Annotated in this window: 22 protein-coding genes; 19 read left to right on the top strand and 3 right to left on the bottom strand. The window is 59.2% G+C overall.

Annotated features, from left to right (window positions below):
* The first annotated feature begins 50 nt into the window (after positions 1-50).
* The 3 genes from aat to infA all read left to right on the top strand — a co-directional run bounded on the left by aat (position 51) and on the right by infA (position 1838).
* A complete protein-coding gene (gene aat, locus BJ917_RS10725; RefSeq protein ID WP_096510135.1) occupies positions 51-731 on the top strand; it encodes a leucyl/phenylalanyl-tRNA--protein transferase in 681 nt (226 codons plus the stop codon).
* Positions 732-799: 68 nt separating this feature from the next.
* Positions 800-1507 (top strand): arginyltransferase, encoded by a 708-nt coding sequence (locus BJ917_RS10720; RefSeq protein WP_096510134.1) that lies wholly within the window; start codon positions 800-802, stop codon positions 1505-1507.
* Positions 1508-1619: 112 nt separating this feature from the next.
* The gene (infA, locus tag BJ917_RS10715; protein WP_002553999.1) at positions 1620-1838 is read left to right on the top strand and encodes a translation initiation factor IF-1; all 219 of its coding nucleotides are present in this window, start codon (positions 1620-1622) and stop codon (positions 1836-1838) included.
* 240 nt (positions 1839-2078) lie between these two features.
* Here the strand turns inward: infA and clpA are convergent, their stop codons facing one another.
* Together clpA and clpS are read right to left on the bottom strand one after the other, a co-directional pair.
* Entirely contained in the window at positions 2079-4349 is a 2271-nt protein-coding gene (gene clpA / locus BJ917_RS10710) for an ATP-dependent Clp protease ATP-binding subunit ClpA (RefSeq protein ID WP_096510133.1), read from the bottom strand.
* A gap of 30 nt (positions 4350-4379) precedes the next feature.
* Positions 4380-4742, bottom strand: a complete 363-nt coding sequence (clpS, locus tag BJ917_RS10705) for an ATP-dependent Clp protease adapter ClpS (protein WP_015094394.1) — start codon at positions 4740-4742, stop codon at positions 4380-4382.
* A 224-nt stretch (positions 4743-4966) separates the two neighbouring features.
* Here clpS and cspD point away from each other — a divergent pair, with 224 nt between their 5' ends.
* Complete coding sequence (gene cspD, locus BJ917_RS10700; protein WP_121103506.1) at positions 4967-5236, top strand: cold shock domain-containing protein CspD; 270 nt, start codon at positions 4967-4969, stop codon at positions 5234-5236.
* An 83-nt stretch (positions 5237-5319) separates the two neighbouring features.
* Here cspD and icd read toward each other — a convergent pair whose 3' ends face one another.
* Positions 5320-6576: an NADP-dependent isocitrate dehydrogenase gene (gene icd, locus BJ917_RS10695; protein ID WP_096510132.1), complete on the bottom strand. Its 1257-nt coding sequence runs from the start codon at positions 6574-6576 to the stop codon at positions 5320-5322.
* Between icd and BJ917_RS32005 the strand changes: the two genes are divergently transcribed.
* The 15 genes from BJ917_RS32005 (at position 6575) to nuoF (ending at position 23190) form a co-directional block, all read left to right on the top strand.
* Positions 6575-6742 carry a hypothetical protein gene (locus tag BJ917_RS32005; protein WP_177435577.1) on the top strand — a complete coding sequence of 56 codons (168 nt, stop codon included), beginning with the start codon at positions 6575-6577 and terminating at the stop codon, positions 6740-6742. The genes icd and BJ917_RS32005 overlap by 2 nt on opposite strands.
* Before the next feature lie 350 nt (positions 6743-7092).
* Complete coding sequence (locus BJ917_RS10690; protein ID WP_121103331.1) at positions 7093-9318, top strand: NADP-dependent isocitrate dehydrogenase; 2226 nt, start codon at positions 7093-7095, stop codon at positions 9316-9318.
* A 173-nt stretch (positions 9319-9491) separates the two neighbouring features.
* Positions 9492-9938, top strand: a complete 447-nt coding sequence (locus BJ917_RS10685; RefSeq protein WP_121103330.1) for an NUDIX hydrolase — start codon at positions 9492-9494, stop codon at positions 9936-9938.
* A gap of 59 nt (positions 9939-9997) precedes the next feature.
* Positions 9998-11131, top strand: coding sequence for a tRNA 2-thiouridine(34) synthase MnmA (mnmA, locus tag BJ917_RS10680; RefSeq protein WP_121103329.1), 1134 nt, complete (start codon positions 9998-10000; stop codon positions 11129-11131).
* Positions 11128-11751, top strand: a complete 624-nt coding sequence (hflD, locus tag BJ917_RS10675) for a high frequency lysogenization protein HflD (protein WP_096510128.1) — start codon at positions 11128-11130, stop codon at positions 11749-11751. The genes mnmA and hflD overlap by 4 nt, the downstream gene beginning before the upstream one ends.
* A gap of 127 nt (positions 11752-11878) precedes the next feature.
* A complete protein-coding gene (purB, locus tag BJ917_RS10670) occupies positions 11879-13249 on the top strand; it encodes an adenylosuccinate lyase (RefSeq protein ID WP_096510127.1) in 1371 nt (456 codons plus the stop codon).
* 86 nt (positions 13250-13335) lie between these two features.
* The gene (locus tag BJ917_RS10665) at positions 13336-14505 is read left to right on the top strand and encodes a cupin domain-containing protein (protein ID WP_121103328.1); all 1170 of its coding nucleotides are present in this window, start codon (positions 13336-13338) and stop codon (positions 14503-14505) included.
* Positions 14498-14923 carry a GNAT family N-acetyltransferase gene (locus BJ917_RS10660; protein WP_096510125.1) on the top strand — a complete coding sequence of 142 codons (426 nt, stop codon included), beginning with the start codon at positions 14498-14500 and terminating at the stop codon, positions 14921-14923. The genes BJ917_RS10665 and BJ917_RS10660 overlap by 8 nt, the downstream gene beginning before the upstream one ends.
* A 262-nt stretch (positions 14924-15185) precedes the next feature.
* Entirely contained in the window at positions 15186-15947 is a 762-nt protein-coding gene (locus tag BJ917_RS10655) for a secretin N-terminal domain-containing protein (RefSeq protein ID WP_121103327.1), read from the top strand.
* Between the two features lie 474 nt (positions 15948-16421).
* A complete protein-coding gene (gene aceA / locus BJ917_RS10650; RefSeq protein ID WP_096510123.1) occupies positions 16422-17747 on the top strand; it encodes an isocitrate lyase in 1326 nt (441 codons plus the stop codon).
* 635 nt (positions 17748-18382) lie between these two features.
* On the top strand, positions 18383-18796 hold the full coding sequence (locus BJ917_RS10645; RefSeq protein ID WP_003223812.1) for an NADH-quinone oxidoreductase subunit A: 414 nt from the start codon (positions 18383-18385) through the stop codon (positions 18794-18796).
* Between the two features lie 10 nt (positions 18797-18806).
* Complete coding sequence (locus BJ917_RS10640) at positions 18807-19481, top strand: NADH-quinone oxidoreductase subunit B family protein (RefSeq protein ID WP_047527662.1); 675 nt, start codon at positions 18807-18809, stop codon at positions 19479-19481.
* 72 nt (positions 19482-19553) lie between these two features.
* The gene (nuoC, locus tag BJ917_RS10635) at positions 19554-21338 is read left to right on the top strand and encodes an NADH-quinone oxidoreductase subunit C/D (RefSeq protein WP_096510122.1); all 1785 of its coding nucleotides are present in this window, start codon (positions 19554-19556) and stop codon (positions 21336-21338) included.
* 2 nt (positions 21339-21340) lie between these two features.
* A complete protein-coding gene (gene nuoE, locus BJ917_RS10630; protein ID WP_007970445.1) occupies positions 21341-21838 on the top strand; it encodes an NADH-quinone oxidoreductase subunit NuoE in 498 nt (165 codons plus the stop codon).
* The gene (gene nuoF, locus BJ917_RS10625) at positions 21835-23190 is read left to right on the top strand and encodes an NADH-quinone oxidoreductase subunit NuoF (protein WP_096510120.1); all 1356 of its coding nucleotides are present in this window, start codon (positions 21835-21837) and stop codon (positions 23188-23190) included. The genes nuoE and nuoF overlap by 4 nt, the downstream gene beginning before the upstream one ends.
* Positions 23191-23298 lie beyond the last annotated feature (108 nt).

Raw genomic sequence — 23298 nt, 5'->3', positions numbered from 1 at the left:
GGCGGGCCTTGTGCCCGCCACCACCCTCCCCTTCTGCAAGCCCGGACGCCATGCTGACTTGGTTACAACGCAATTCCCTGACTTTCCCGCCGCTGGAAAAAGCCATGCGCGACCCCAACGGCCTGTTGGCCGCCGGCGGCGACCTGTCTGCCGACCGGTTGATCCAGGCCTACCGCCACGGCTGCTTCCCCTGGTTCTCGGAAGGCCAGCCGATTCTCTGGTGGTCACCGGATCCGCGTACCGTTCTGTTTCCCGACGAGTTGCACGTTTCCCGCAGCCTGAACAAATTGCTGCGCCAACAACGCTATCAAGTGACCTTCGACCGGGATTTTGCCGCGGTCATCCGCGCCTGCGCCGCCCCACGGGAATATGCCGACGGCACCTGGATCACCGAAGCCATGCAGGACGCCTATCTGGACCTGCATCGCCGCGGTTTCGCGCACTCGGTGGAAGTCTGGGACCAGGGCACGCTTGTCGGTGGACTGTACGGCCTGGCGATGGGCCGGCTGTTTTTCGGCGAATCCATGTTCAGCCGCGCCGACAACGCCTCCAAATATGGCTTTGCCACACTGGTGCGACACTTGAAAGACTCGGGTTTTGTGCTCATTGACTGCCAGATGCCCACCGACCATCTGCACAGCCTGGGCGCCCGGTCGATTCCGCGCGGGGCATTTGCCGGCTACCTGGCGCAGTACCTGGACCAACCCAGCCGCGCAACCTGGGTTTGCTGAGCGTCTTTCGCGCGTGTGGCTTACACTTAGAGACGCCCCTAATCAAAAGCTTATCCCGAGGGTTGATCATGACCGAGTTGGCGCGTTTGAAGTTTTATGCCACTCAGCCCCACGCCTGCAGTTATCTGCCCGAGGAGCAGGCCACGACCCTGTTTCTCGATCCTAGCCAGCCCATGGATGTGCATGTCTATGCAGACCTGTCAGAAATGGGTTTTCGTCGCAGTGGCGACCACCTGTATCGACCCCATTGCCAGAACTGCAATGCGTGTGTACCGGCGCGCATTCCTGTCGTGCCATTCACCCCCAACCGTCAGCAGAAACGCATTTTCAAGCGCAACGCCGACTTGCAGGTCCGGCCGGCCAAGCCAGGATTCAGCGAAGAATATTTCGACCTCTATCAGCGTTATATCGAAGAGCGGCATGCCGACGGTGACATGTACCCGCCCAGTCGCGATCAGTTTTCGACGTTCCTGGTGCGTGACCTGCCGTTTTCACGGTTTTACGAATTCCGCCTCGACGGCCGGCTGCTGGCGATCGCCGTCACCGACCTTTTGCCGAACGGTCTGTCGGCGGTCTATACCTTCTATGAGCCCGACGAAGAGCGTCGCAGCCTGGGGCGTTACGCCATCCTCTGGCAAATCGCCGAGGCCCGGCGCCTGGGGCTGGATGCGGTCTACCTGGGCTACTGGATCAAAAACTGCAAAAAAATGAGCTACAAGACCCAATATCGCCCCATTGAGCTACTGGTTAACCAGCGCTGGGTCGTTCTGAACTAGAGCACAGCCTTAAACCCCTTGGCTTGAACCCCACTTTTCGGGCACAATGCACGCCGCTTTTGCCTGGCGCAGTTGCACCGGGCCATTCACTGGACACCGAGGGCTTTACTGCATGTCGAAAGAAGACAGCTTCGAAATGGAAGGCACTGTCGTCGACACCCTGCCCAACACCATGTTTCGCGTGGAGTTGGAAAATGGGCACGTCGTAACCGCGCATATTTCCGGCAAGATGCGCAAGAACTACATTCGTATTCTTACCGGCGACAAAGTGCGCGTCGAGCTGACGCCCTATGACTTGAGCAAAGGGCGCATCACTTACCGCGCTCGCTAATCAGGTCAATACAAGACGCCCGGCTTATGCCGGGCGTTTTTGTTTGCCTGCAACAATTTCACGACGACGCAGACCCCCTGTGGGAGCGAGCCTGCTCGCGAAAGCGATTTATCATTCAGCATCCATGTTGACTGCCCCACCGCTTTCGCGAGCAGGCTCGCTCCCACAGGGGTCAGTTCATAACAGACAGACAGCAAAAAGGCGCCGAACAGGCGCCTTTTTGCTGTGTTGCGGTTAACGTCAGGCCATTTCGGCCGTGGTCTCGAACTCGAAGGTCAGTTCGCCGTCCTTGATGTCGATGTGTACCACACCGCCATGTTCGGCCAGTTCGCCAAAGAGGATCTCCTCCGCCAGTGGACGCTTGATCTTGTCCTGGATCAGGCGAGCCATGGGTCGAGCACCCATCATCGCGTCGTAACCACCGGCTGCCAGCCAGCTGCGCGCAGCATCGGTGACTTCCAGCAGTACACGCTTGTCTTCCAGTTGCGCCTGAAGTTCGATGAGGAACTTGTCCACCACGCTTTTGATGACCTCATGACTGAGGCGACCAAACTGGATGATGGTGTCCAGACGGTTGCGGAATTCAGGCGTGAAGCTCTTCTTGATCACTTCCATCGCATCGGACGAGTGATCCTGCAGCGTGAAGCCGATCGAAGCACGCGCCGCAGTTTCGGCACCGGCGTTGGTCGTCATGATGACGATCACGTTACGGAAATCCGCCTTGCGCCCGTTGTTATCGGTCAACGTACCGTGGTCCATGACCTGCAGCAGCAGGTTGAAGACTTCCGGATGCGCCTTCTCGATCTCATCGAGCAGCAGCACGCAATGTGGCTGCTTGGTGATGGCTTCGGTCAGCAGACCACCCTGATCGAACCCGACATAGCCTGGAGGCGCACCGATCAGACGCGATACGGTGTGGCGCTCCATGTATTCGGACATGTCGAAGCGAATCAGCTCGACACCCAGCGCCTTGGCCAGCTGACGCGCCGCTTCGGTTTTACCGACACCGGTAGGCCCGGCGAACAGGAACGAACCGACAGGCTTGTCAGGCGACTTGAGACCGGCGCGGGACAGTTTGATCGCGGTCGCCAGGGAGTCGATCGCGGCATCCTGACCGAACACCGTCAGCTTCAGGTCACGCTCAAGGTTACGCAGCAGCTCTTTGTCGGAGCTGGTGACGTGTTTTGGCGGAATCCGCGCAATTTTCGCGACGATGTCCTCGACCTGAGGCACTTCGATGCGTTTTACGCGCTTCTCGATCGGCTGCAGGCGCTGGTAGGCACCCGCCTCGTCGATGACGTCGATGGCCTTGTCCGGCATGTGCCGGTCATTGATGTAACGCGACGCCAGTTCGGCAGCGGCACGCAGGGCCTCATCGCTGTACTCGATGTTGTGATGCTGTTCGAAACGCCCTTTCAGACCCCGCAGGATGCCAACGGTGTCTTCCACCGACGGCTCCGACACATCGACTTTCTGGAAACGTCGCGCCAGGGCACGATCCTTCTCGAAGATGCCGCGGAATTCCTGGAACGTGGTCGAACCGATGCAACGGATATCACCGGACGACAACAACGGTTTGAGCAGATTCGAGGCGTCCATGACGCCACCGGACGCAGCACCCGCACCGATGATGGTGTGAATTTCGTCGATGAACAGGATCGCCTGCGGGCGTTTTTTCAGCTCATTGAGCAACGCCTTGAAGCGCTTCTCGAAATCGCCGCGGTATTTGGTTCCGGCCAGCAAGGCACCCAGATCGAGGGAGTACACCACGCTGTTGGCCAGCAGGTCCGGCACCTGGTTGTCGACAATGCGCTTGGCCAGGCCTTCGGCAATCGCGGTTTTACCCACGCCCGCCTCGCCCACCAGCAGCGGATTGTTTTTGCGACGACGCGCCAGGATCTGCGCGACGCGCTCGACTTCCAGCTCACGGCCTACCAATGGATCGATACGACCCTGGCGCGCGAGTTCGTTAAGGTTACTGGCATAAGCATCCAGTGGATTGCCTGAAGAAGAAGACTCACCGCCCTCGTCGTCCTGCATATCTTGCTCACCCTCAGAGTGATCGCCGTGCCCCGGCACCTTGGAAATGCCGTGGGCGATGTAATTGACGACATCGATGCGGGCAACGCTCTGCTGTTTCAGCAGGAACACTGCCTGACTCTCTTGCTCACTGAAGATCGCGACCAGCACGTTGGCGCCAGTCACTTCGCGTTTGCCCGAGCTCTGTACGTGAAACACAGCACGCTGCAGGACACGCTGGAAGCCCAGGGTTGGCTGGGTTTCGCGATCCTCGTCATGCACGGGGATCAATGGCGTGGTGGAGTCGATGAACTCCTGCAGGTCATGCTTGAGTTTGTCGAGGTTTGCGCCGCACGCGCGTAAAACGGTGGCGGCAGCCTCATTGTCCAATAGGGCCAGCAGGAGGTGCTCGACGGTCATGAACTCATGACGCTTCGAACGTGCCTCCTTGAAGGCAAGATTGAGGGTGACTTCGAGCTCGCGGTTTAACATAGCTTCACCTCATACCCAAGTGTCCGGCGATTAACCGTCCTTCTCGATTTCACAGAGTAGCGGATGCTGGCTTTCCCTGGCGTACTGGTTGACCTGCATGGCCTTGGTCTCGGCGATGTCGCGGGTAAACACTCCACATACTGCCCGCCCTTCTGTATGGACGGCCAGCATGACCTTGGTCGCCAGCTCGCGATTCAGGTTAAAAAACACCTCGAGCACTTCGACGACGAAATCCATCGGTGTGTAGTCATCATTAAACAAAACCACCTTGTACATCGGCGGCGCCTGTAAAGCAGGCTTAGCCTCCTGAACAGCAATGCCTGCGGAATCGTCGTCGTGTAAATCAGGGCGATCCTGATTGAATGTTAGTCGAATCTGGCTGATTGCATGCATGGAAAGAAAGGTTCGTCAGTTGTGCAAATACAGTGGTGGGGGCGGTCTTGAACGTTTTCAACTCCGACTGCCGGGTCAGCTTGACTATCGGCAAAACGGTGTTACAACCAATAGAGCCCACAGTGGGTAAAAAAGGTCCGCGGAGTCAACTTTTTTCGAAGAAGTGACTGCGGATGAACTGGATGATACTCCAGTGATGGAGTCTGTTGCAGAGGGATATGAGCATGGCGTTCGGCAAGGTGAAATGGTTCAACAATGCCAAGGGTTACGGTTTCATCAATGAGGACGGCAAGACAGAAGACCTGTTTGCCCACTACTCAGCCATCAAAATGGACGGTTATAAAACCCTGAAGGCCGGCCAGGCCGTGACCTTCAACATCATTCAAGGACCCAAGGGACTGCATGCGGTCGATATCAATGACGCAGCCGTCAAGAATGCTGACACGGCTGCCATTGCGACGCCCGCCAGTGCTCAAGACACCGCCCTGAGTTAACTGCTCCACCTATCATCCAGTCATAAAAAAACCGCCCGACTCAATCATTTGAATCGGGCGGTTTTTATACGTCTGTCGTTCGCTTACATGTGCTTGATCAACGCCTCACCGAACCCGGAAGACGAAACCAGGGTGGCGCCTTCCATCAGACGCTCGAAGTCATAGGTCACGGTCTTGGCCTTGATTGCACCGTTGGTGCCCTTGATGATCAGGTCCGCCGCCTCGGTCCAGCCCAGATGACGCAACATCATCTCGGCCGAAAGAATCACGGACCCCGGATTGACCTGATCCTTGCCGGCATACTTCGGCGCCGTACCGTGGGTGGCTTCGAACATGGCCACGGTGTCGGACAGGTTGGCGCCTGGCGCGATACCGATGCCGCCCACTTCCGCCGCCAGGGCGTCGGAGAGGTAGTCACCATTGAGGTTGAGCGTGGCGATCACGTCGTATTCGGCTGGACGCAGCAGGATCTGCTGAAGCATGGCATCGGCAATGGCGTCCTTGACGATGACTTCGCGACCGGTTTTCGGATTCTTGAACTTCATCCATGGGCCGCCGTCGAGCAGCTCGGCACCGAACTCTTCCTTCGCCACCTCATAACCCCAGTCCTTGAAGGCACCTTCGGTGAACTTCATGATGTTGCCCTTGTGCACGATGGTCAGCGACTTGCGGTCGTTGTCCACTACGTATTGCAGGGCCTTGCGCACCAGACGCTTGGTGCCTTCTTTCGAAACAGGCTTGATGCCGATACCACAGTCCTGGTCGAAACGGATCTTGGTGACGCCCATTTCTTCTTTCAGGAACTTGATGACTTTGGTGGCTTCAGGGGAGCCGGCCTTCCATTCGATACCGGCATAGATGTCTTCGGAGTTCTCGCGGAAGATCACCATGTCGACGTCGCCAGGCTTTTTCACCGGGCTGGGCACACCTTCGAACCACACCACCGGCCGCAGGCACACATACAGATCGAGTTGCTGGCGCAGGGCAACGTTGAGCGAGCGGATACCGCCACCGACCGGCGTGGTCAGCGGCCCCTTGATGGAGACGACGTAATCTTTCACGGCATCCAGGGTTTCCTGGGGCAGCCAGGTGTCCTGGTCGTAGACCTGGGTGGCTTTCTCACCGGCATAGACTTCCATCCAGGAAATCTTGCGCTTGCCCCCATAGGCCTTTTCCACGGCAGCATCAACCACTTTGATCATTACGGGACTGACGTCGACGCCAATGCCGTCGCCTTCAATGAACGGAATGATCGGATTATCAGGAACATTGAGAGAATGGTCGGCGTTGACGGTGATTTTTTCGCCGACGGCTGGAACCTGAATCTTCTTGTAACCCATGCTGAACTCCATTGATTGGATTGAACATCTGGCTTGGTTCGAGCGTAACCCAGTTAAATCGGCGCGCAAACCCTATGTTCCATCGATCTGCCGCAAAGCCGCACAACCGCTGAGCTACAAGCCTGAAAGCAAAGGGAAAAACGCCAAACTCAAGCACGACGAATGACCCTGCGCCGCTAATTTCCTTCAACGCTCCCTGCGACCTTTAGACCAATGGACGAGAATCGATTCACTTGAACCATCGGCAGATTGCCAGCTACCTATGTATAATGCCGCCCGCTGACCAAAGGGTCACGAAGGCCGACCTCTCCTTGCTACCCAAATGTAGCCGAGACTTTCCGCCCATAGCCGGACTGTTACCGCAGCCCGACTGCTTGACGCTCTACTGATGCACCCAACATCACCGCGAAGAAACCTCGAAATTCGGCTCATGGATGACTTTGAACGAACGCGCTTACCCGGCGCCCCTCGAGTTTCTGCGCACGCTTTAGCAAAGAAGAGAGAGTTAATCCGAATATGCCCAACCGCTCGAAGATCATCTATACCTTCACCGACGAAGCCCCAGCCCTCGCCACCTATTCACTGTTGCCTATCGTAGAGGCCTTCACCGCCTCCGCTGATATCGCCGTTGAAACCCGCGATATCTCTCTTGCAGGGCGCATCCTGGCCAGCTTCCCCGAGCAACTGGGCGACAAAGCCGTAGCCGACCACCTCGCCGAACTGGGCGACCTGGCCGTTACGCCTGAAGCCAACATCATCAAGCTGCCGAACATCAGCGCCTCGGTTCCGCAGCTGCAAGCCGCGATCAAGGAACTGCAAGCCCAGGGTTACAACCTGCCGGACTACCCGGAAACCGTGACCAGCGACGCCGACAAAGAAGCCAAGGCCCGTTACGACAAGATCAAGGGCAGCGCCGTGAACCCGGTCCTGCGCGAAGGCAACTCCGACCGTCGCGCCCCGCTCTCGGTCAAGAACTACGCACGCAAGCACCCGCACAAAATGGGCGCCTGGGCTGCGGACTCCAAGTCTCACGTTGCGCACATGAGCACCGGCGATTTCTACGGCAGCGAAAAAGCCGCCCTGATCGACGCCGCTGACGCCGTGAAGATCGAACTGATCGCGCAAGACGGCACCCGCACCGTCCTGAAAGAAAAAACCAGCGTTCAGGCTGGCGAGATCCTCGATTGCGCCGTGATGAGCAAGAACGCTCTGCGCGCCTTCATCGCCGCTGAAATCGAAAGCGCCAAGCAACAGGGCGTGCTGCTGTCGGTTCACCTCAAGGCCACCATGATGAAGGTCTCCGACCCGATCATGTTCGGCCAGATCGTTGCCGAGTTCTATAAAGACGCACTGGCCAAGCACGCTGACGTGCTGGCACAGATCGGCTTCAACCTGAACAACGGCATCGGTGACCTGTACGCTCGCATCAAGGCCCTGCCGGCCGAGCAACAAGCGGCCATCGAAGCCGACATCCAGGCGGTGTACGCCGTTCGTCCGTCGCTGGCGATGGTCAACTCCGACAAGGGCATCACCAACCTGCACGTGCCGAGCGACGTCATCGTCGACGCCTCGATGCCAGCCATGATCCGTGACTCCGGTAAAATGTGGGGCACCGACGGCCAGCTGCACGACACCAAGGCCGTGATCCCGGATCGTTGCTACGCCACCATCTACCAGGCCGTGATCGAAGATTGCAAAGCCAATGGCGCTTTCGATCCGACCACCATGGGCAGCGTGCCGAACGTTGGCCTGATGGCGAAAAAAGCCGAAGAGTACGGCTCCCACGACAAGACCTTCCAGATCAAGGCCGACGGCGTGGTTCGCGTGACCGACAGCAAAGGCACCCTGCTGATGGAACAGGCTGTTGAAGCCGGCGACATCTTCCGCATGTGCCAGACCAAGGACGCGCCGATCCAGGACTGGGTCAAACTGGCCGTCAACCGTGCCCGCGCCAGCGCCACTCCGGCGATTTTCTGGCTGGACCCGATGCGCGCTCACGACGGCGTAGTGATCGAGAAAGTTCAGGCCTACCTGAAGGATCACGACACTGCCGGTCTGGACATCCAGATCATGGCGCCGGTCGACGCAATGAAGTTCACCCTGCAACGCACCCGCGAAGGCAAGGACACCATTTCGGTGACCGGTAACGTACTGCGCGACTACCTGACCGACCTGTTCCCGATCATGGAACTGGGCACCAGCGCCAAGATGCTGTCGATCGTCCCGCTGATGAACGGCGGCGGCCTGTTCGAAACCGGCGCTGGCGGTTCGGCACCGAAGCACGTTCAACAGCTGCTGGAAGAGAACTTCCTGCGCTGGGATTCCCTGGGCGAGTTCCTGGCCCTGGCCGCTTCCCTTGAGCATCTGGGTGTGAACTACAACAACCCGAAAGCCCTGGTACTGTCCAAGACCCTGGACCAGGCCACCGGCCTGTTCCTGGACAACAACAAGTCGCCATCGCGCAAAGTCGGCAACATCGACAACCGCGGCAGCCACTTCTACCTGGCGCTGTACTGGGCCCAGGCCCTGGCCGCCCAGACTGAAGACACTGCACTGCAAGCGCAGTTCGCGACCCTGGCCAAAACCCTGACCGAGAATGAAGCGACCATCGTTGCCGAGCTCAACGCCGTTCAGGGCAAGCCAGTGGACATCGGCGGTTACTACCACGCCGACGCCGACCTGATCAGCAAGGCCATGCGCCCGAGCGCCACGCTCAACGCGGCGATTGCTGCGCTGGTGTAAGGCTGTAACGATGTAAAGAAACCCCGGCCTCGTGCCGGGGTTTCTGTTTCTGACACGCCAACATCCTGTAGGAGCAAAGCTTGCTCGCGATGCAGGCACCGCGGTATTCCAGATACACCGCAGTGATACCATCGCGAGCAAGCTTTGCTCCTACAATGATTCGAGGCAAATTCATGGAATGGCAACCCCACATCACCGTCGCCACCATCGTCGAAGACAATGGTCGCTTCCTGATGGTCGAAGAACTCAAGCATGGACGAACGGTGCTCAATCAGCCCGCCGGCCACCTGGACCCGGACGAAACCCTGACCGAAGCCGCCGTGCGCGAAACCCTCGAGGAAACCGGCTGGGATGTCGAGCCGACTGGCGTGCTGGGCATTTATCTCTATACCGCGCCGAGCAACGGCGTAACCTACCAACGGGTGTGCTTCATCGCCAAAGCACTGAAACACCACCCCGATTATCAACTGGACGACGGCATCGTCGGCGCCAAGTGGCTGACCCGTGAGGAATTAATGGCACAGCGCGACAACTGGCGTAGTGAGCTGATCATCCGTTGCATCGACGACTATCTGGACGGCCAACACTTCGGTCTCGAACTGATCCGTCCTTCTCTTTAGCCTTGCGGGCTTGAGCCTGTTAGAATCGCGTCCTTTTTCAAGACACTCATTGAATCCCTATGCGTGATCCAGCCCCTTCTGATACACAAAAGAAGCGCGTCATTGTCGGCATGTCCGGCGGCGTGGACTCTTCCGTTTCCGCTCTCCTGCTGATCGAGCAAGGCTATGAAGTGGAAGGCCTGTTCATGAAGAACTGGGAAGAGGACGATGGAACCGAATACTGCACCGCCATGGATGACCTCGCGGACGCCCAGGCTGTGTGTGACAAGATCGGCATCAAGCTGCACACCGCCAACTTCGCCGCCGAGTACTGGGACAACGTGTTCGAGCACTTCCTGGCCGAATACAAGGCCGGCCGCACGCCGAACCCGGACATCCTGTGCAACCGCGAGATCAAGTTCAAGGCATTCCTCGACTACGCCATGATGCTCGGCGCCGACCTGATCGCCACCGGTCACTATGTGCGCCGCCGCGATATCGATGGCCGTACCGAACTGCTCAAGGGCCTGGACCCGAACAAGGACCAGAGCTACTTCCTGCACGCGGTCGGTGGCGAACAGATCGCCAAGACCCTGTTCCCGGTCGGCGAACTGGAAAAACCCCAGGTGCGTGCAATTGCCGAGAAGTACGAACTGGCGACCGCGAAGAAAAAGGATTCCACCGGGATCTGCTTTATCGGCGAGCGCCGTTTCAGCGATTTCCTCAAGCAATACCTGCCGGCGCAACCGGGCGAAATCAAAACCACCGAAGGCGAAGTCATCGGCCGGCACCACGGCCTGATGTACCACACCATCGGCCAGCGCCAGGGCCTCGGCATCGGCGGCTTGAAAGACGCCGGCGAAGAGCCGTGGTACGTACTGATCAAGGACCTGGAGCACAATGAACTGATTGTCGGCCAGGGCAACGATCACCCGTGGCTGTTCTCCCGCGCCCTGCTCGCTTCCGACATCTATTGGGTCAACCCGATCGACCTGAGCCAGCCACGCAAGCTGACCGCCAAGGTCCGCTATCGCCAGAGCGACCAGCCCTGCACCCTGGAAAAAACCGCCACCGGCTACCGCGCCACCTTCGACGACCCGCAACGCGCGGTCACGCCGGGGCAGTCCGTGGTGTTCTACGACGGTGAAATCTGCCTCGGCGGCGGTGTTATCGAAGTTGCAGAACCATGGACTAGCAAAGGCCAGGCCCGATGAGCCCGACTCAGGAGCAACTGACGGCACTGGGCGGCGTATTCCTCGCCGCCGTGCTGGTGGACAAGATCGCCAAGACCGGCCAGACCAACGAAGCCGGCCTGATCTGCATGCTTGGCAGCCTGCTGATCCGCGACCCCAAGGACACCCTGGAGGTGTACGGCGGCGACGACATCAATCTGCGCGAAGGTTATCGCGCCTTGATCGGCGCCCTGGAACGCGACCCGAGTGCCTTGCAGCGCGAACCGCTGCGCTATGCGCTGGCCATGCTTGGCCTCGAGCGTCAGCTGGCAAAGCGCAACGACATGCTGGACATCATCGGCAAACGCCTGCCGCAGATCCAGTCCCAGGTCGAGCACTTCGGCCCGGCTCACGAAAACGTGATCGCCGCCTGCGGTGCGCTGTACCAGGACACCCTGAGCACCCTGCGCCAGCGCATCCAGGTCCACGGCGACATGCGCAACCTGCAGCAACCGAGCAATGCCTCGAAAATCCGCGCCCTGTTGCTCGCCGGTATTCGTTCGGCACGGTTGTGGCGGCAATTGGGCGGTCATCGCTGGCAACTGGTGGTCAGCCGCCGCAAATTGCTCAAAGAGCTTTACCCGCTGATGCGCAGTAGCTGAAGCGCACCGGCAACACCGATTTGTAGTCAGTAACGCGTAATACGCTGGTCAGTTGGCAACGGACCCGCGGATTTTTTCATGTATGATACGCGCCCCATTTCGTTGCCCGACTGTCCGAGAACACCCCATGCAGCTCTCTTCGCTCACTGCGGTTTCCCCTGTTGACGGCCGCTACGCCGGCAAAACCCAGGCCCTGCGCCCAATTTTCAGCGAGTACGGCCTGATCCGTGCCCGCGTTCTGGTTGAAGTGCGCTGGCTCCAGCGCCTGGCCGCTCACCCTGCCATCAGCGAAGTACCGGCGTTCTCCGCCGAAGCCAACGCTGTGCTCAATACCCTGGCGGAAAACTTTTCCCTGGAGCACGCCGAGCGCGTCAAAGAGATCGAGCGCACCACCAACCACGACGTCAAGGCCATCGAATACCTGCTCAAAGAGCAAGCGGCCAAGCTGCCGGAACTGGCCAAGGTCAGCGAATTCATCCACTTTGCCTGCACCAGCGAAGACATCAACAACCTGTCCCACGCCCTGATGCTGCGCGAAGGCCGTGATGACGTGATGCTGCCGCTGATGCGCCAGACTGCCGAAGCCATCCGCGAACTGGCCATCCGCTTCGCCGACGTGCCAATGCTGTCGCGTACCCACGGTCAACCGGCTTCGCCGACCACCCTGGGCAAAGAGCTGGCGAACGTGGTGTACCGCCTGGAGCGCCAGATTGCTCAGGTCGCCGCCGTTCCGCTGCTGGGCAAGATCAACGGCGCTGTCGGCAACTACAACGCCCACCTGTCGGCCTACCCTGAGATCGACTGGGAAGCCAACGCCCGCGCCTTCATCGAAGACGAGCTGGGCCTGGGCTTCAACCCGTACACCACGCAGATCGAACCGCACGACTACATCGCCGAGCTGTTCGATGCGATCGCACGCTTCAACACCATCCTGATCGACTTCGACCGCGACATCTGGGGCTACATCTCCCTGGGCTATTTCAAGCAGCGCACCATTGCTGGCGAAATCGGTTCGTCGACCATGCCGCACAAGGTCAACCCGATCGACTTCGAAAACTCCGAAGGCAACCTGGGCATCGCCAATGCACTGTTCCAGCACCTGGCGAGCAAGCTGCCGATCTCCCGCTGGCAGCGCGACCTGACCGACTCCACCGTTCTGCGCAACCTCGGCGTCGGCTTCGCCCACAGCGTGATCGCGTACGAAGCGAGCCTCAAAGGCATCAGCAAGCTCGAACTCAACGCGGAAAAAATTGCTGCCGATCTGGACGCCTGCTGGGAAGTGCTGGCCGAGCCGATCCAGACCGTGATGCGCCGCTACAACATCGAGAACCCGTACGAAAAACTCAAAGAACTGACCCGCGGCAAGGGCATCAGCCCAGAAGCGCTGCAGACTTTCATCGACGGCCTGGAAATGCCTGCCGCCGCCAAGGCCGAGCTGAAATTGCTCACCCCGGCGAACTACATCGGTAACGCTGTAGAGCAAGCCAAACGCATCTGATCGACCGCTTGACCCTTTTAAGACGCCCGGCCGCGCCGGGCGTTTTTATTCCCGTATGAAAAGTAATTTTTTTCAATAGGTTACACATGAATCCTGACATTCCTCTTCAACTTTTGGGCGGCATCACGGCACGGGAATTCCTGCGCGACTACTGGCAGAAAAAACCGCTGCTGATCCGTCAGGCGATTCCTGATTTCGAAAGCCCGATCGATGCCGACGAACTGGCCGGCCTGGCGCTGGAAGAAGAAGTCGAATCGCGCCTGATCATCGAGAACGGCGAGCGCCCATGGGAACTGCGTCGCGGCCCGTTTGCCGAGGACGAGTTCAGCAAATTGCCGGAACGCGACTGGACCCTGCTGGTTCAAGCCGTCGATCAGTTCGTCCCGGAAGTCAGTGAACTGCTGGAGCACTTCCGCTTCCTGCCGAGCTGGCGCATCGACGACGTGATGATCAGCTTCGCCGCCCCGGGTGGCAGTGTCGGCCCGCACTTCGACAACTACGACGTGTTCCTGCTGCAAGGCCACGGCAAGCGCAACTGGAAAATCGGCCAGATGTGCGACTCCGAAAGCCCGCTGTTGCAACATGCGGACCTGCGCATCCTCGCCGACTTCGAAGCGACCGACGAGTGGGTCCTGGAACCGGGCGACATGCTGTACCTGCCGCCGCGCCTGGCCCACTGTGGCGTGGCCGTCGATGACTGCCTGACCTACTCCGTGGGTTTCCGTGCGCCGAGCGCCGCTGAAGTGCTGACCCACTTCACCGACTTCCTCAGCCAGTTCCTGCCGGACGAAGAGCGCTACACCGACGCCGACGCCCTGCCGGCGGTCGACCCGCATCAGATCCAGCACGACGCCCTCGACCGCTTGAAAGGCCTGCTGGCCGAACACATGAGCGACGAGCGCCTGCTGCTGACCTGGTTCGGCCAGTTCATGACCGAGCCGCGCTACCCGGAACTGGTGGTGGGTCCGGAAGACCTCGAGGAAGACGACGTCCTCAGCGCACTGGAGCAAGGCGCAGTGCTGATCCGCAACCCGAGCGCGCGCCTGGCCTGGTCGGAAGTGGAAGACGACCTGCTGCTGTTCGCCAGCGGCCAGAGCCGTTATCTGCCGGGCAAACTGCGCGAACTGCTGAAAATGATTTGCGCCGCCGATGCCCTGCACGTCGACAATCTCGGCCCATGGCTGAGCGACGAAGACGGCCGCGGCCTGCTGTGCGAACTGGTCAAGCAAGGTAGCCTGGGGTTCGCCGATGAATAAGATTCACGTACGTGTCGCAGACTGGCAGAAGGACAACGCCGAGATCCGGCGCATTCGTGAAGCGGTGTTCGTCGCCGAGCAATCCGTTCCACCTGAACTGGAATGGGATGCCGATGACGTCACTGCAGTGCATTTCCTCGCCCTCGAAGGCGACTTTCCGGTTGGCACCGCACGCCTGCTGCCCGACGGTCACGTCGGCCGGGTGTCGGTACTCAAGGACTGGCGCGGGTTGAAAGTCGGCGATGCGCTGATGCACGCAGTGATTGACGAAGCCGAGAAGCGCGGGCTCAAGCAGCAAATGCTCAGCGCCCAGGTTCAGGCTACGGCGTTCTATGAGCGACTGGGTTTCAGCATGGTCAGTGAGGAGTTCCTGGAGGCAGGGATTCCTCATGTGGACATGGTGCGCCATTCGGCCTGAGCCAATCGCGAACAGGCTGTGAAACACACCACAAAACGCCCCGTCATTTTCGGATGCCGGGGCGTTTTGCTGTCTAGGATTCAACTTGCCGCACCCCGGGCCGACAAACTGGCAATATCAACACACACCCCTGTAGGAGCGAGCTCGCTCGCGATGCTCCCGAGATCGCCGCGGAGTGCCAGGCTTCCAGCGTTACCGTTAACGACCATCGCGAGCAAGCTCGCTCCTACAGGTCAAAAATTCGAAGTCGGAGATAACGGATATGTCCCTACGCACCCTGCTCACCACCCTGTTGGTGAGCTGCAGTTTTTCGGTCATGGCGGCCACCGAAATCGTACCGCTGAACTATCACACCAGCGCCGACATGCTGCCGGTAGCCCAGGATTTCATCGGCAAGGAAGGCCAGGTCAGCGCCTACGGCAATCAGCTCATCGTCAATGCCGATCAGCGCAAGATCGACGAACTTAAAGCACTTTTATCCCAACTCGACACTGCCCCCAAACGCCTGCTGATCACCGTCGACACCAATGAAAACAACTTTCAGGGTGACCAGGGTTATACCGTGAATGGCGCCAAACCGAGCCAGACCCGGATCATCAACCGCAGCACTGACAGTCGTGACGGCGGTATCCAGCAAATCCAGGCCACCGACGGGATGCCCGCACTGATCCAGGTCGGCCAGAGCGTGCCGATCACCAGCAGCCAGAGTGATTCCTATGGCGGTTACAGCAGCCAGACCCAATACCGCAACGTCACCCAGGGGTTTTATGTGACCGCTACCGTCACTGGCGAGATCGTGCGCCTGTCGATCAGTACCAACCGTGACCGCATGAGCCAGGAGCGTCCCGATGTAGTGAACGTGCAAAGCACCGACACAACCATCACCGGCCACTTGGGCGAATGGATCCTGCTGGCCGGGGTGAATGGCCAGACACAGGCCGATAAACAGGGCCTGGCCCGCAGTTATTCGACCCAAAGCCGGAACGACATGACGCTGCGAGTAAAGGTCGATACTTTGGACTAAGCCACCGAATACTGACTGGCGGGTCGTATTAGACCAAAGATGTAGTGCTTGAAAAAAAGCACTACAAAATGTTTGACGAGCCAAAAAAGCGAAGGCATGATGGCCTCGCTCCCGCTAACCAGGGGCCCTGGCAAGGGCCTTCGAGGCGATGTTCGCACCTACCCCGCGAACCGCTTCGTGTCTGTACCGCCCACAAGGTGTGTTTGACGAGGTTGTCGACTGGAACGAAGTTGTCCCGAGGGACGGAAGCGTTTTTAGGTAACCCGGCACCACACTGATGTTCGTACCAAGGCCCACGACGCCCGAATGCGCCCGCAGTCCGCCTTTACCTGCTCACTTCCCCTCGAGCCCATCGTTCATCCCGTCGCCATCCCCGCCGAAACCGACTTGACCGCCTAAGCTTCTGGTCAGCGAGCGCAGGAATTTTCCACCGCAGAACAACTTTTCATAAAGACGCGACGAGGTTTATCTCCCATGGCACTGACACGCGAACAGCAAATTGCAGCCCTCGAAAAAGACTGGGCTGAAAACCCGCGCTGGAAAGGCGTGACACGCACTTACTCCGCTGCTGACGTCGTCCGCCTGCGTGGCTCGGTTCAACCAGAGCACACCTTTGCAAAAATGGGCGCCGAGAAGCTGTGGAACCTGGTTACCCAGGGTGCCAAGCCAGCCTTCCGTCCTGAGAAAGATTTCGTCAACTGCATGGGCGCCCTGACCGGCGGCCAGGCAGTACAACAAGTCAAAGCCGGCATCCAGGCCATCTACCTGTCGGGCTGGCAAGTGGCTGCGGACAACAACTCCGCCGAATCGATGTACCCGGACCAGTCGCTGTACCCGGTGGACTCGGTTCCAACCGTGGTCAAGCGCATCAACAACGCATTCCGTCGTGCCGACCAGATCCAGTGGAAAGCCGGCAAGAACCCGGGCGACGCTGGCTACATCGACTACTTCGCGCCGATCGTTGCTGACGCCGAAGCCGGTTTCGGCGGCGTACTGAACGCCTACGAACTGATGAAAAGCATGATCGAAGCAGGCGCCGCCGGCGTTCACTTCGAAGACCAACTGGCTTCCGTGAAGAAATGCGGCCACATGGGCGGCAAGGTACTGGTTCCTACCCAGGAAGCCGTACAGAAGCTGACCGCTGCCCGTCTGGCGGCCGACGTTGCCGGTACTCCGACCATCATCCTGGCCCGTACCGACGCCAACGCGGCTGACCTGCTGACTTCCGACTGCGACCCGTACGACCAGCCATTCGTGACTGGCGAACGTACCCAGGAAGGTTTCTACAAGGTTCGCGCTGGCCTGGATCAAGCCATCGCTCGCGGCCTGGCCTACGCTCCGTACGCTGACCTGATCTGGTGCGAAACCGCCAAGCCGGATCTGGAAGAAGCCCGTCGCTTCGCCGAAGCGATCAAGAAGGAATACCCGGACCAACTGCTGTCGTACAACTGCTCGCCTTCCTTCAACTGGAAGAAAAACCTGGACGACGCGACCATCGCCAAGTTCCAGCGCGAACTGTCCGCCATGGGCTACAAGCACCAGTTCATCACCCTGGCCGGCATTCACAACATGTGGCACAGCATGTTCAACCTGGCGCACGACTACGCCCGCAACGACATGACTGCCTACGTGAAGCTGCAAGAGCAGGAATTCGCCGACGCCGCCAAGGGTTACACCTTCGTGGCTCACCAGCAGGAAGTGGGCACCGGCTACTTCGACGACATGACCACCGTGATCCAGGGTGGCTCGTCCTCGGTTACCGCGCTGACCGGTTCGACCGAAGAAGAACAGTTCCACTGATCTGCTTCGCCTGAAACAACGGCCGTTGCGGAACGAATAGAAAGCTAACCGCAACGCTGCCCATCTGACGCCCCGACTGGTTCGGGGCGTTTTTTTGCCTGCGATTTACCGCATACCGCAACCCCTTGTGGGAGCGAGCCTGCTCGCGAAAGCAGTGTGTCAGTAAAATGAATGCCGGATGTGCCACCCCTTCACGAGCAGGCTCGCTCCCACAGGGGTCGATGGTGATCCAAAAAACTCTGATCCAGAGCAGTTTCACGATCAGGAAAACAGGGTAAAACCACCTCCCACGCTACTTGCAGTAACCCGCATATAAGACAACTTCCCAACTCACTAGCGAATAAACAGTTTAAAAATCACCGCAAACAGTATTGATTATCATTTAGACACAACTGTGTTCGTTACATTCCCTACAAAACATAATTCCCAAAAAGCCGGCTAATGCCCGCAACGCAAGGCCTACGGCGCTTTTGACCTGCGCTATGTCCTTATTCCTATAAATAATTTCGCTATAGGAATTTTACTTGCCGGGTGTTTAGCCATAAAATCAGCGGGATTGATTGCTGCGACATATCGTCACTGCTTTGTTTCTTTTCAAGCTCAGAGACCTTTGCTCTCTGTTAAGGATTACCAGCATGCCCGAAGCGACAGGACTCATGGCCCACAACTGGGGCTTTGCCATTTTCCTTCTGGGCGTTGTCGGCCTCTGTGCCTTCATGCTCGGCGTCTCCAGCCTCCTCGGGTCAAAAGCCTGGGGCCGCAGCAAAAACGAACCGTTCGAGTCCGGCATGCTACCTACAGGTGGCGCCCGCTTGCGGCTCTCGGCAAAATTCTATCTGGTCGCGATGCTGTTCGTGATCTTCGATATCGAAGCCCTCTTTCTCTTTGCATGGTCTGTGTCCGTCCGCGAAAGCGGCTGGACCGGATTCGTCGAAGCTCTCGTTTTCATAGCAATTCTGTTGGCAGGCCTTGTCTACCTATTCCGAGTGGGCGCCCTTGACTGGGCTCCGGAAGCTCGTCGTAAGCGACAAGCGAAGCTGAAACAATGAGGCTTTGGCAATGCAATACAATCTCACCAGGATCGACCCCGATGCTCCTAACGAGCAGTATCCGATTGGCGAACGGGAAACCGTTTCCGATCCGTTAGAAGATCAAGTCCACAAAAACATTTTCATGGGCAAGCTCGAAGACGTGCTTAACGGCACGATCAACTGGGGGCGCAAGAACTCCCTGTGGCCGTATAACTTCGGTCTTTCGTGCTGCTACGTGGAAATGACCACCGCCTTCACGGCGCCCCACGACATCGCGCGCTTTGGCGCCGAGGTTATCCGGGCATCGCCGCGCCAGGCGGATTTCATGGTTATCGCCGGTACCTGCTTCATCAAGATGGCGCCGATCATCCAGCGTCTCTACGAGCAAATGCTCGAGCCTAAATGGGTCATCTCCATGGGTTCGTGCGCCAACTCCGGTGGCATGTACGACATCTACTCCGTCGTTCAAGGGGTGGACAAGTTCCTGCCCGTGGACGTCTACGTGCCTGGCTGCCCGCCCCGCCCTGAAGCTTTCCTGCAAGGCTTGATGCTGTTGCAGGAGTCGATTGGCCAGGAGCGTCGCCCACTTTCCTGGGTCGTTGGCGATCAAGGCGTGTATCGCGCCGAGATGCCTTCCGAAAAGGAAAAGCGCCGCGAACAGCGTATTCAGGTAACCAACCTGCGCAGCCCCGACGAAGTCTGATCCAGTTCAGCTGTTTCAAAGAAACGAAAAACTGGCTTCATTCTTTACGTTGACCGAAAGCGATAAATAACCATGACTACAGGCAGTGCTCTGTACATCCCGCCTTATAAGGCAGACGACCAGGATGTGGTCGTCGAACTGAACAACCGTTTTGGCCCCGAGGCGTTCACCGCCCAGCCTACCCGCACCGGCATGCCGGTGCTTTGGGTTGCCCGCGCCAAACTCGTCGAAGTCCTGACTTTCCTGCGCAACCTGCCCAAGCCGTACGTCATGCTCTATGACCTGCACGGCGTGGACGAGCGTCTGCGTACCAAGCGTCAAGGGCTGCCGAACGGCGTCGACTTCTCCGTGTTCTATCACCTGATGTCGATCGAACGTAATAGTGACGTCATGATCAAGGTCGCCTTGTCCGAGAGCGACCTCAGCCTGCCAACCGTCACCAGCATCTGGCCGAATGCCAACTGGTACGAGCGTGAAGTCTGGGACATGTACGGCATCGACTTCAAAGGTCACCCGCACCTGTCGCGCATCATGATGCCGCCGACCTGGGAAGGTCACCCGCTGCGCAAGGACTTCCCGGCCCGTGCCACCGAGTTCGATCCGTTCAGCCTGACCCTGGCCAAGCAACAGCTCGAGGAAGAAGCCGCGCGCTTCAAGCCGGAAGACTGGGGCATGAAACGCTCCGGCCCGAACGAGGACTACATGTTCCTCAACCTGGGTCCCAACCACCCTTCGGCACACGGTGCGTTCCGCATCATCCTGCAGCTGGACGGTGAAGAGATCGTCGACTGCGTACCGGACATCGGCTACCACCACCGTGGTGCCGAGAAGATGGCCGAGCGTCAGTCCTGGCACAGCTTCATCCCGTACACCGACCGTATCGACTACCTCGGCGGCGTGATGAACAACCTGCCGTACGTGCTCTCGGTCGAGAAGCTGGCGGGCATCAAGGTACCGGAGAAGGTCGACGTCATCCGCATCATGATGGCCGAGTTCTTCCGGATCACCAGCCACCTGCTGTTCCTGGGTACCTACATCCAGGACGTCGGCGCCATGACCCCGGTGTTCTTCACCTTCACCGACCGTCAGCGTGCGTACACGGTGATCGAAGCCATCACCGGTTTCCGCCTGCACCCGGCCTGGTACCGCATCGGTGGCGTCGCCCACGACCTGCCGCGCGGCTGGGAAAAGCTGGTCAAGGATTTCGTCGAGTGGATGCCCAAGCGTCTGGACGAATACCAGAAAGCCGCCCTGGACAACAGCATCCTGCGTGGCCGGACCATCGGCGTCGCCGACTACAACACCAAGCAGGCCCTGGAATGGGGTGTCACCGGTGCCGGCCTGCGTTCGACCGGTTGCGACTTCGACCTGCGTAAGGCACGTCCGTACTCGGGCTACGAGAACTTCGAGTTCGAAGTACCGCTGGCGGCCAATGGCGATGCCTACGATCGCTGCATCGTGCGCGTCGAAGAAATGCGCCAGAGCATCAAGATCATCGACCAGTGCCTGCGCAACATGCCGGAAGGCCCGTACAAGGCGGATCACCCGCTGACCACGCCGCCGCCGAAAGAGCGCACGCTGCAACACATCGAAACCCTGATCACGCACTTCCTGCAAGTTTCGTGGGGCCCGGTCATGCCGGCCAACGAATCCTTCCAGATGATCGAAGCGACCAAGGGTATCAACAGTTATTACCTGACGAGCGATGGCGGCACCATGAGCTACCGCACCCGGATCCGTACCCCAAGCTTCCCGCACCTGCAGCAGATCCCTTCGGTGATCAAAGGCAGCATGGTCGCGGACTTGATCGCGTACCTGGGTAGTATCGATTTCGTTATGGCCGACGTGGACCGCTAAGCATGAACAGCACGCTTATCCAGACAGACCGTTTCGCCCTGAGCGAAACCGAGCGCTCGGCCATCGAGCACGAGTTGCATCACTACGAAGACCCGCGCGCGGCGTCGATCGAAGCCCTGAAGATCGTTCAGAAGGAACGCGGCTGGGTGCCGGACGGCGCCTTGTACGCCATCGGCGAAATCCTCGGCATTCCGGCCAGCGACGTTGAAGGCGTGGCGACGTTCTACAGCCAGATCTTCCGTCAACCGGTCGGTCGCCACATCATTCGCGTCTGCGACAGCATGGTCTGCTACATCGGTGGCCACGAGTCCGTGGTCAGCGAAATCCAGAGCAAGCTGGGCATCGGCCTGGGTCAGACCACCGCCGACGGTCGTTTCACCCTGCTGCCGGTCTGCTGCCTCGGCAACTGCGACAAGGCGCCGGCGTTGATGATCGACGACGACACTTTCGGTGATGTGCAGCCAGCAGGCGTTGCCAAATTGCTCGAGGGCTACGTATGACCCTGACTTCTTTCGGTCCAGCCAACCGCATCAAGCGTTCGGCCGAGACTCACCCGCTCACCTGGCGCCTGCGTGACGACGGCGAAGCCGTATGGCTCGACGAGTACCAGGCCAAGAACGGTTACGCCGCTGCGCGCAAAGCCTTCGCCGACATGGCTCAGGACGACATCGTCCAGACCGTGAAAGACTCCGGCCTCAAAGGTCGCGGCGGTGCAGGCTTCCCCACGGGCGTGAAGTGGGGCCTGATGCCAAAAGACGAATCCATCAACATCCGCTACCTGCTGTGCAACGCGGATGAAATGGAACCCAACACCTGGAAAGACCGCATGCTGATGGAGCAACTGCCCCATCTGCTGATCGAAGGCATGCTGATCAGTGCCCGCGCACTGAAAACCTACCGTGGCTACATCTTCCTGCGTGGCGAATACACCACCGCCGCCAAGCACCTGAACCGTGCCGTGGAAGAAGCCAAGGCAGCCGGCCTTTTGGGCAAGAACATCCTGGGCAGCGGCTTCGATTTCGAGCTGTTCGTCCACACCGGCGCCGGGCGTTACATCTGCGGTGAAGAAACCGCACTGATCAACTCCCTGGAAGGCCGCCGCGCCAACCCGCGTTCCAAGCCGCCCTTCCCTGCCGCCGTCGGCGTGTGGGGCAAGCCGACCTGCGTGAACAACGTCGAAACCCTGTGCAACGTCCCGGCGATCATTGCCGACGGCGTGGACTGGTACAAATCGTTGGCCCGCGAAGGCAGCGAAGACATGGGCACCAAGCTCATGGGCTTCTCCGGCAAGGTCAAGAACCCTGGCCTGTGGGAGCTGCCATTCGGCGTCACCGGTCGCGAGCTGTTCGAAGACTACGCCGGCGGCATGCGCGACGGCTACCAGCTCAAGGCCTGGCAGCCTGGCGGCGCCGGTACCGGTTTCCTGTTGCCGGAACACCTGGATGCGCAAATGTATGCCGGCGGCATCGCCAAAGTGGGCACCCGTATGGGTACCGGCCTGGCCATGGCGGTGGATGACAGCGTCAACATGGTGTCCCTGCTGCGCAACATGGAAGAGTTCTTTGCCCGTGAGTCGTGCGGTTTCTGCACCCCGTGCCGTGACGGTCTGCCGTGGAGCGTCAAGCTGCTGCGTGCGATCGAGAACGGTCAAGGGCAGGCTGGCGACATCGAGACCCTACTGGGTCTGGTCGGTTTCCTCGGCCCAGGCAAGACCTTCTGTGCTCACGCACCAGGTGCCGTGGAGCCGTTGGGCAGCGCCATCAAATACTTCCGCCACGAGTTCGAAGCCGGCATCGCGCCCACCAGCGCCGCCGTCCCGCCTCTGGCAAGGCCGATCGTAGTCGGCGCGTAAACGCTTAAAAAGAGGCGAAGGGTCCGTGCCCTTCGCTTTTCGCGCGATGACGCCTTCACCGGCTGTTTTGATTCGCGCGGATAACAAGATTCCATTAGCCACGCCCGC

The organism is Pseudomonas sp. WPR_5_2, assembly GCF_003634475.1.
GTDB lineage: Bacteria > Pseudomonadota > Gammaproteobacteria > Pseudomonadales > Pseudomonadaceae > Aquipseudomonas > Aquipseudomonas izuensis.
This window is presented reverse-complemented; position numbering and strand designations above follow the sequence as displayed.

Excerpts from the sequence above, each read along its gene's own strand:
- BJ917_RS10685 (WP_121103330.1), top strand. The coding sequence starts at position 9,492 with ATGGAATGGCAACCCCACATCACCGTCGCCACCATCGTCGAAGACAAT.
- clpA (WP_096510133.1), bottom strand. The coding sequence starts at position 4,349 with ATGTTAAACCGCGAGCTCGAAGTCACCCTCAATCTTGCCTTCAAGGAG.
- BJ917_RS32005 (WP_177435577.1), top strand. The coding sequence starts at position 6,575 with ATGCTGAACTCCATTGATTGGATTGAACATCTGGCTTGGTTCGAGCGT.
- nuoF (WP_096510120.1), top strand. The coding sequence starts at position 21,835 with ATGACCCTGACTTCTTTCGGTCCAGCCAACCGCATCAAGCGTTCGGCC.
- aceA (WP_096510123.1), top strand. The coding sequence starts at position 16,422 with ATGGCACTGACACGCGAACAGCAAATTGCAGCCCTCGAAAAAGACTGG.
- BJ917_RS10690 (WP_121103331.1), top strand. The coding sequence starts at position 7,093 with ATGCCCAACCGCTCGAAGATCATCTATACCTTCACCGACGAAGCCCCA.
- BJ917_RS10665 (WP_121103328.1), top strand. The coding sequence starts at position 13,336 with ATGAATCCTGACATTCCTCTTCAACTTTTGGGCGGCATCACGGCACGG.
- BJ917_RS10640 (WP_047527662.1), top strand. The coding sequence starts at position 18,807 with ATGCAATACAATCTCACCAGGATCGACCCCGATGCTCCTAACGAGCAG.
- infA (WP_002553999.1), top strand. The coding sequence starts at position 1,620 with ATGTCGAAAGAAGACAGCTTCGAAATGGAAGGCACTGTCGTCGACACC.
- nuoE (WP_007970445.1), top strand. The coding sequence starts at position 21,341 with ATGAACAGCACGCTTATCCAGACAGACCGTTTCGCCCTGAGCGAAACC.
- BJ917_RS10720 (WP_096510134.1), top strand. The coding sequence starts at position 800 with ATGACCGAGTTGGCGCGTTTGAAGTTTTATGCCACTCAGCCCCACGCC.
- purB (WP_096510127.1), top strand. The coding sequence starts at position 11,879 with ATGCAGCTCTCTTCGCTCACTGCGGTTTCCCCTGTTGACGGCCGCTAC.
- nuoC (WP_096510122.1), top strand. The coding sequence starts at position 19,554 with ATGACTACAGGCAGTGCTCTGTACATCCCGCCTTATAAGGCAGACGAC.
- BJ917_RS10655 (WP_121103327.1), top strand. The coding sequence starts at position 15,186 with ATGTCCCTACGCACCCTGCTCACCACCCTGTTGGTGAGCTGCAGTTTT.
- hflD (WP_096510128.1), top strand. The coding sequence starts at position 11,128 with ATGAGCCCGACTCAGGAGCAACTGACGGCACTGGGCGGCGTATTCCTC.
- clpS (WP_015094394.1), bottom strand. The coding sequence starts at position 4,742 with ATGCATGCAATCAGCCAGATTCGACTAACATTCAATCAGGATCGCCCT.
- BJ917_RS10660 (WP_096510125.1), top strand. The coding sequence starts at position 14,498 with ATGAATAAGATTCACGTACGTGTCGCAGACTGGCAGAAGGACAACGCC.
- cspD (WP_121103506.1), top strand. The coding sequence starts at position 4,967 with ATGGCGTTCGGCAAGGTGAAATGGTTCAACAATGCCAAGGGTTACGGT.
- icd (WP_096510132.1), bottom strand. The coding sequence starts at position 6,576 with ATGGGTTACAAGAAGATTCAGGTTCCAGCCGTCGGCGAAAAAATCACC.
- BJ917_RS10645 (WP_003223812.1), top strand. The coding sequence starts at position 18,383 with ATGCCCGAAGCGACAGGACTCATGGCCCACAACTGGGGCTTTGCCATT.
- mnmA (WP_121103329.1), top strand. The coding sequence starts at position 9,998 with ATGCGTGATCCAGCCCCTTCTGATACACAAAAGAAGCGCGTCATTGTC.
- aat (WP_096510135.1), top strand. The coding sequence starts at position 51 with ATGCTGACTTGGTTACAACGCAATTCCCTGACTTTCCCGCCGCTGGAA.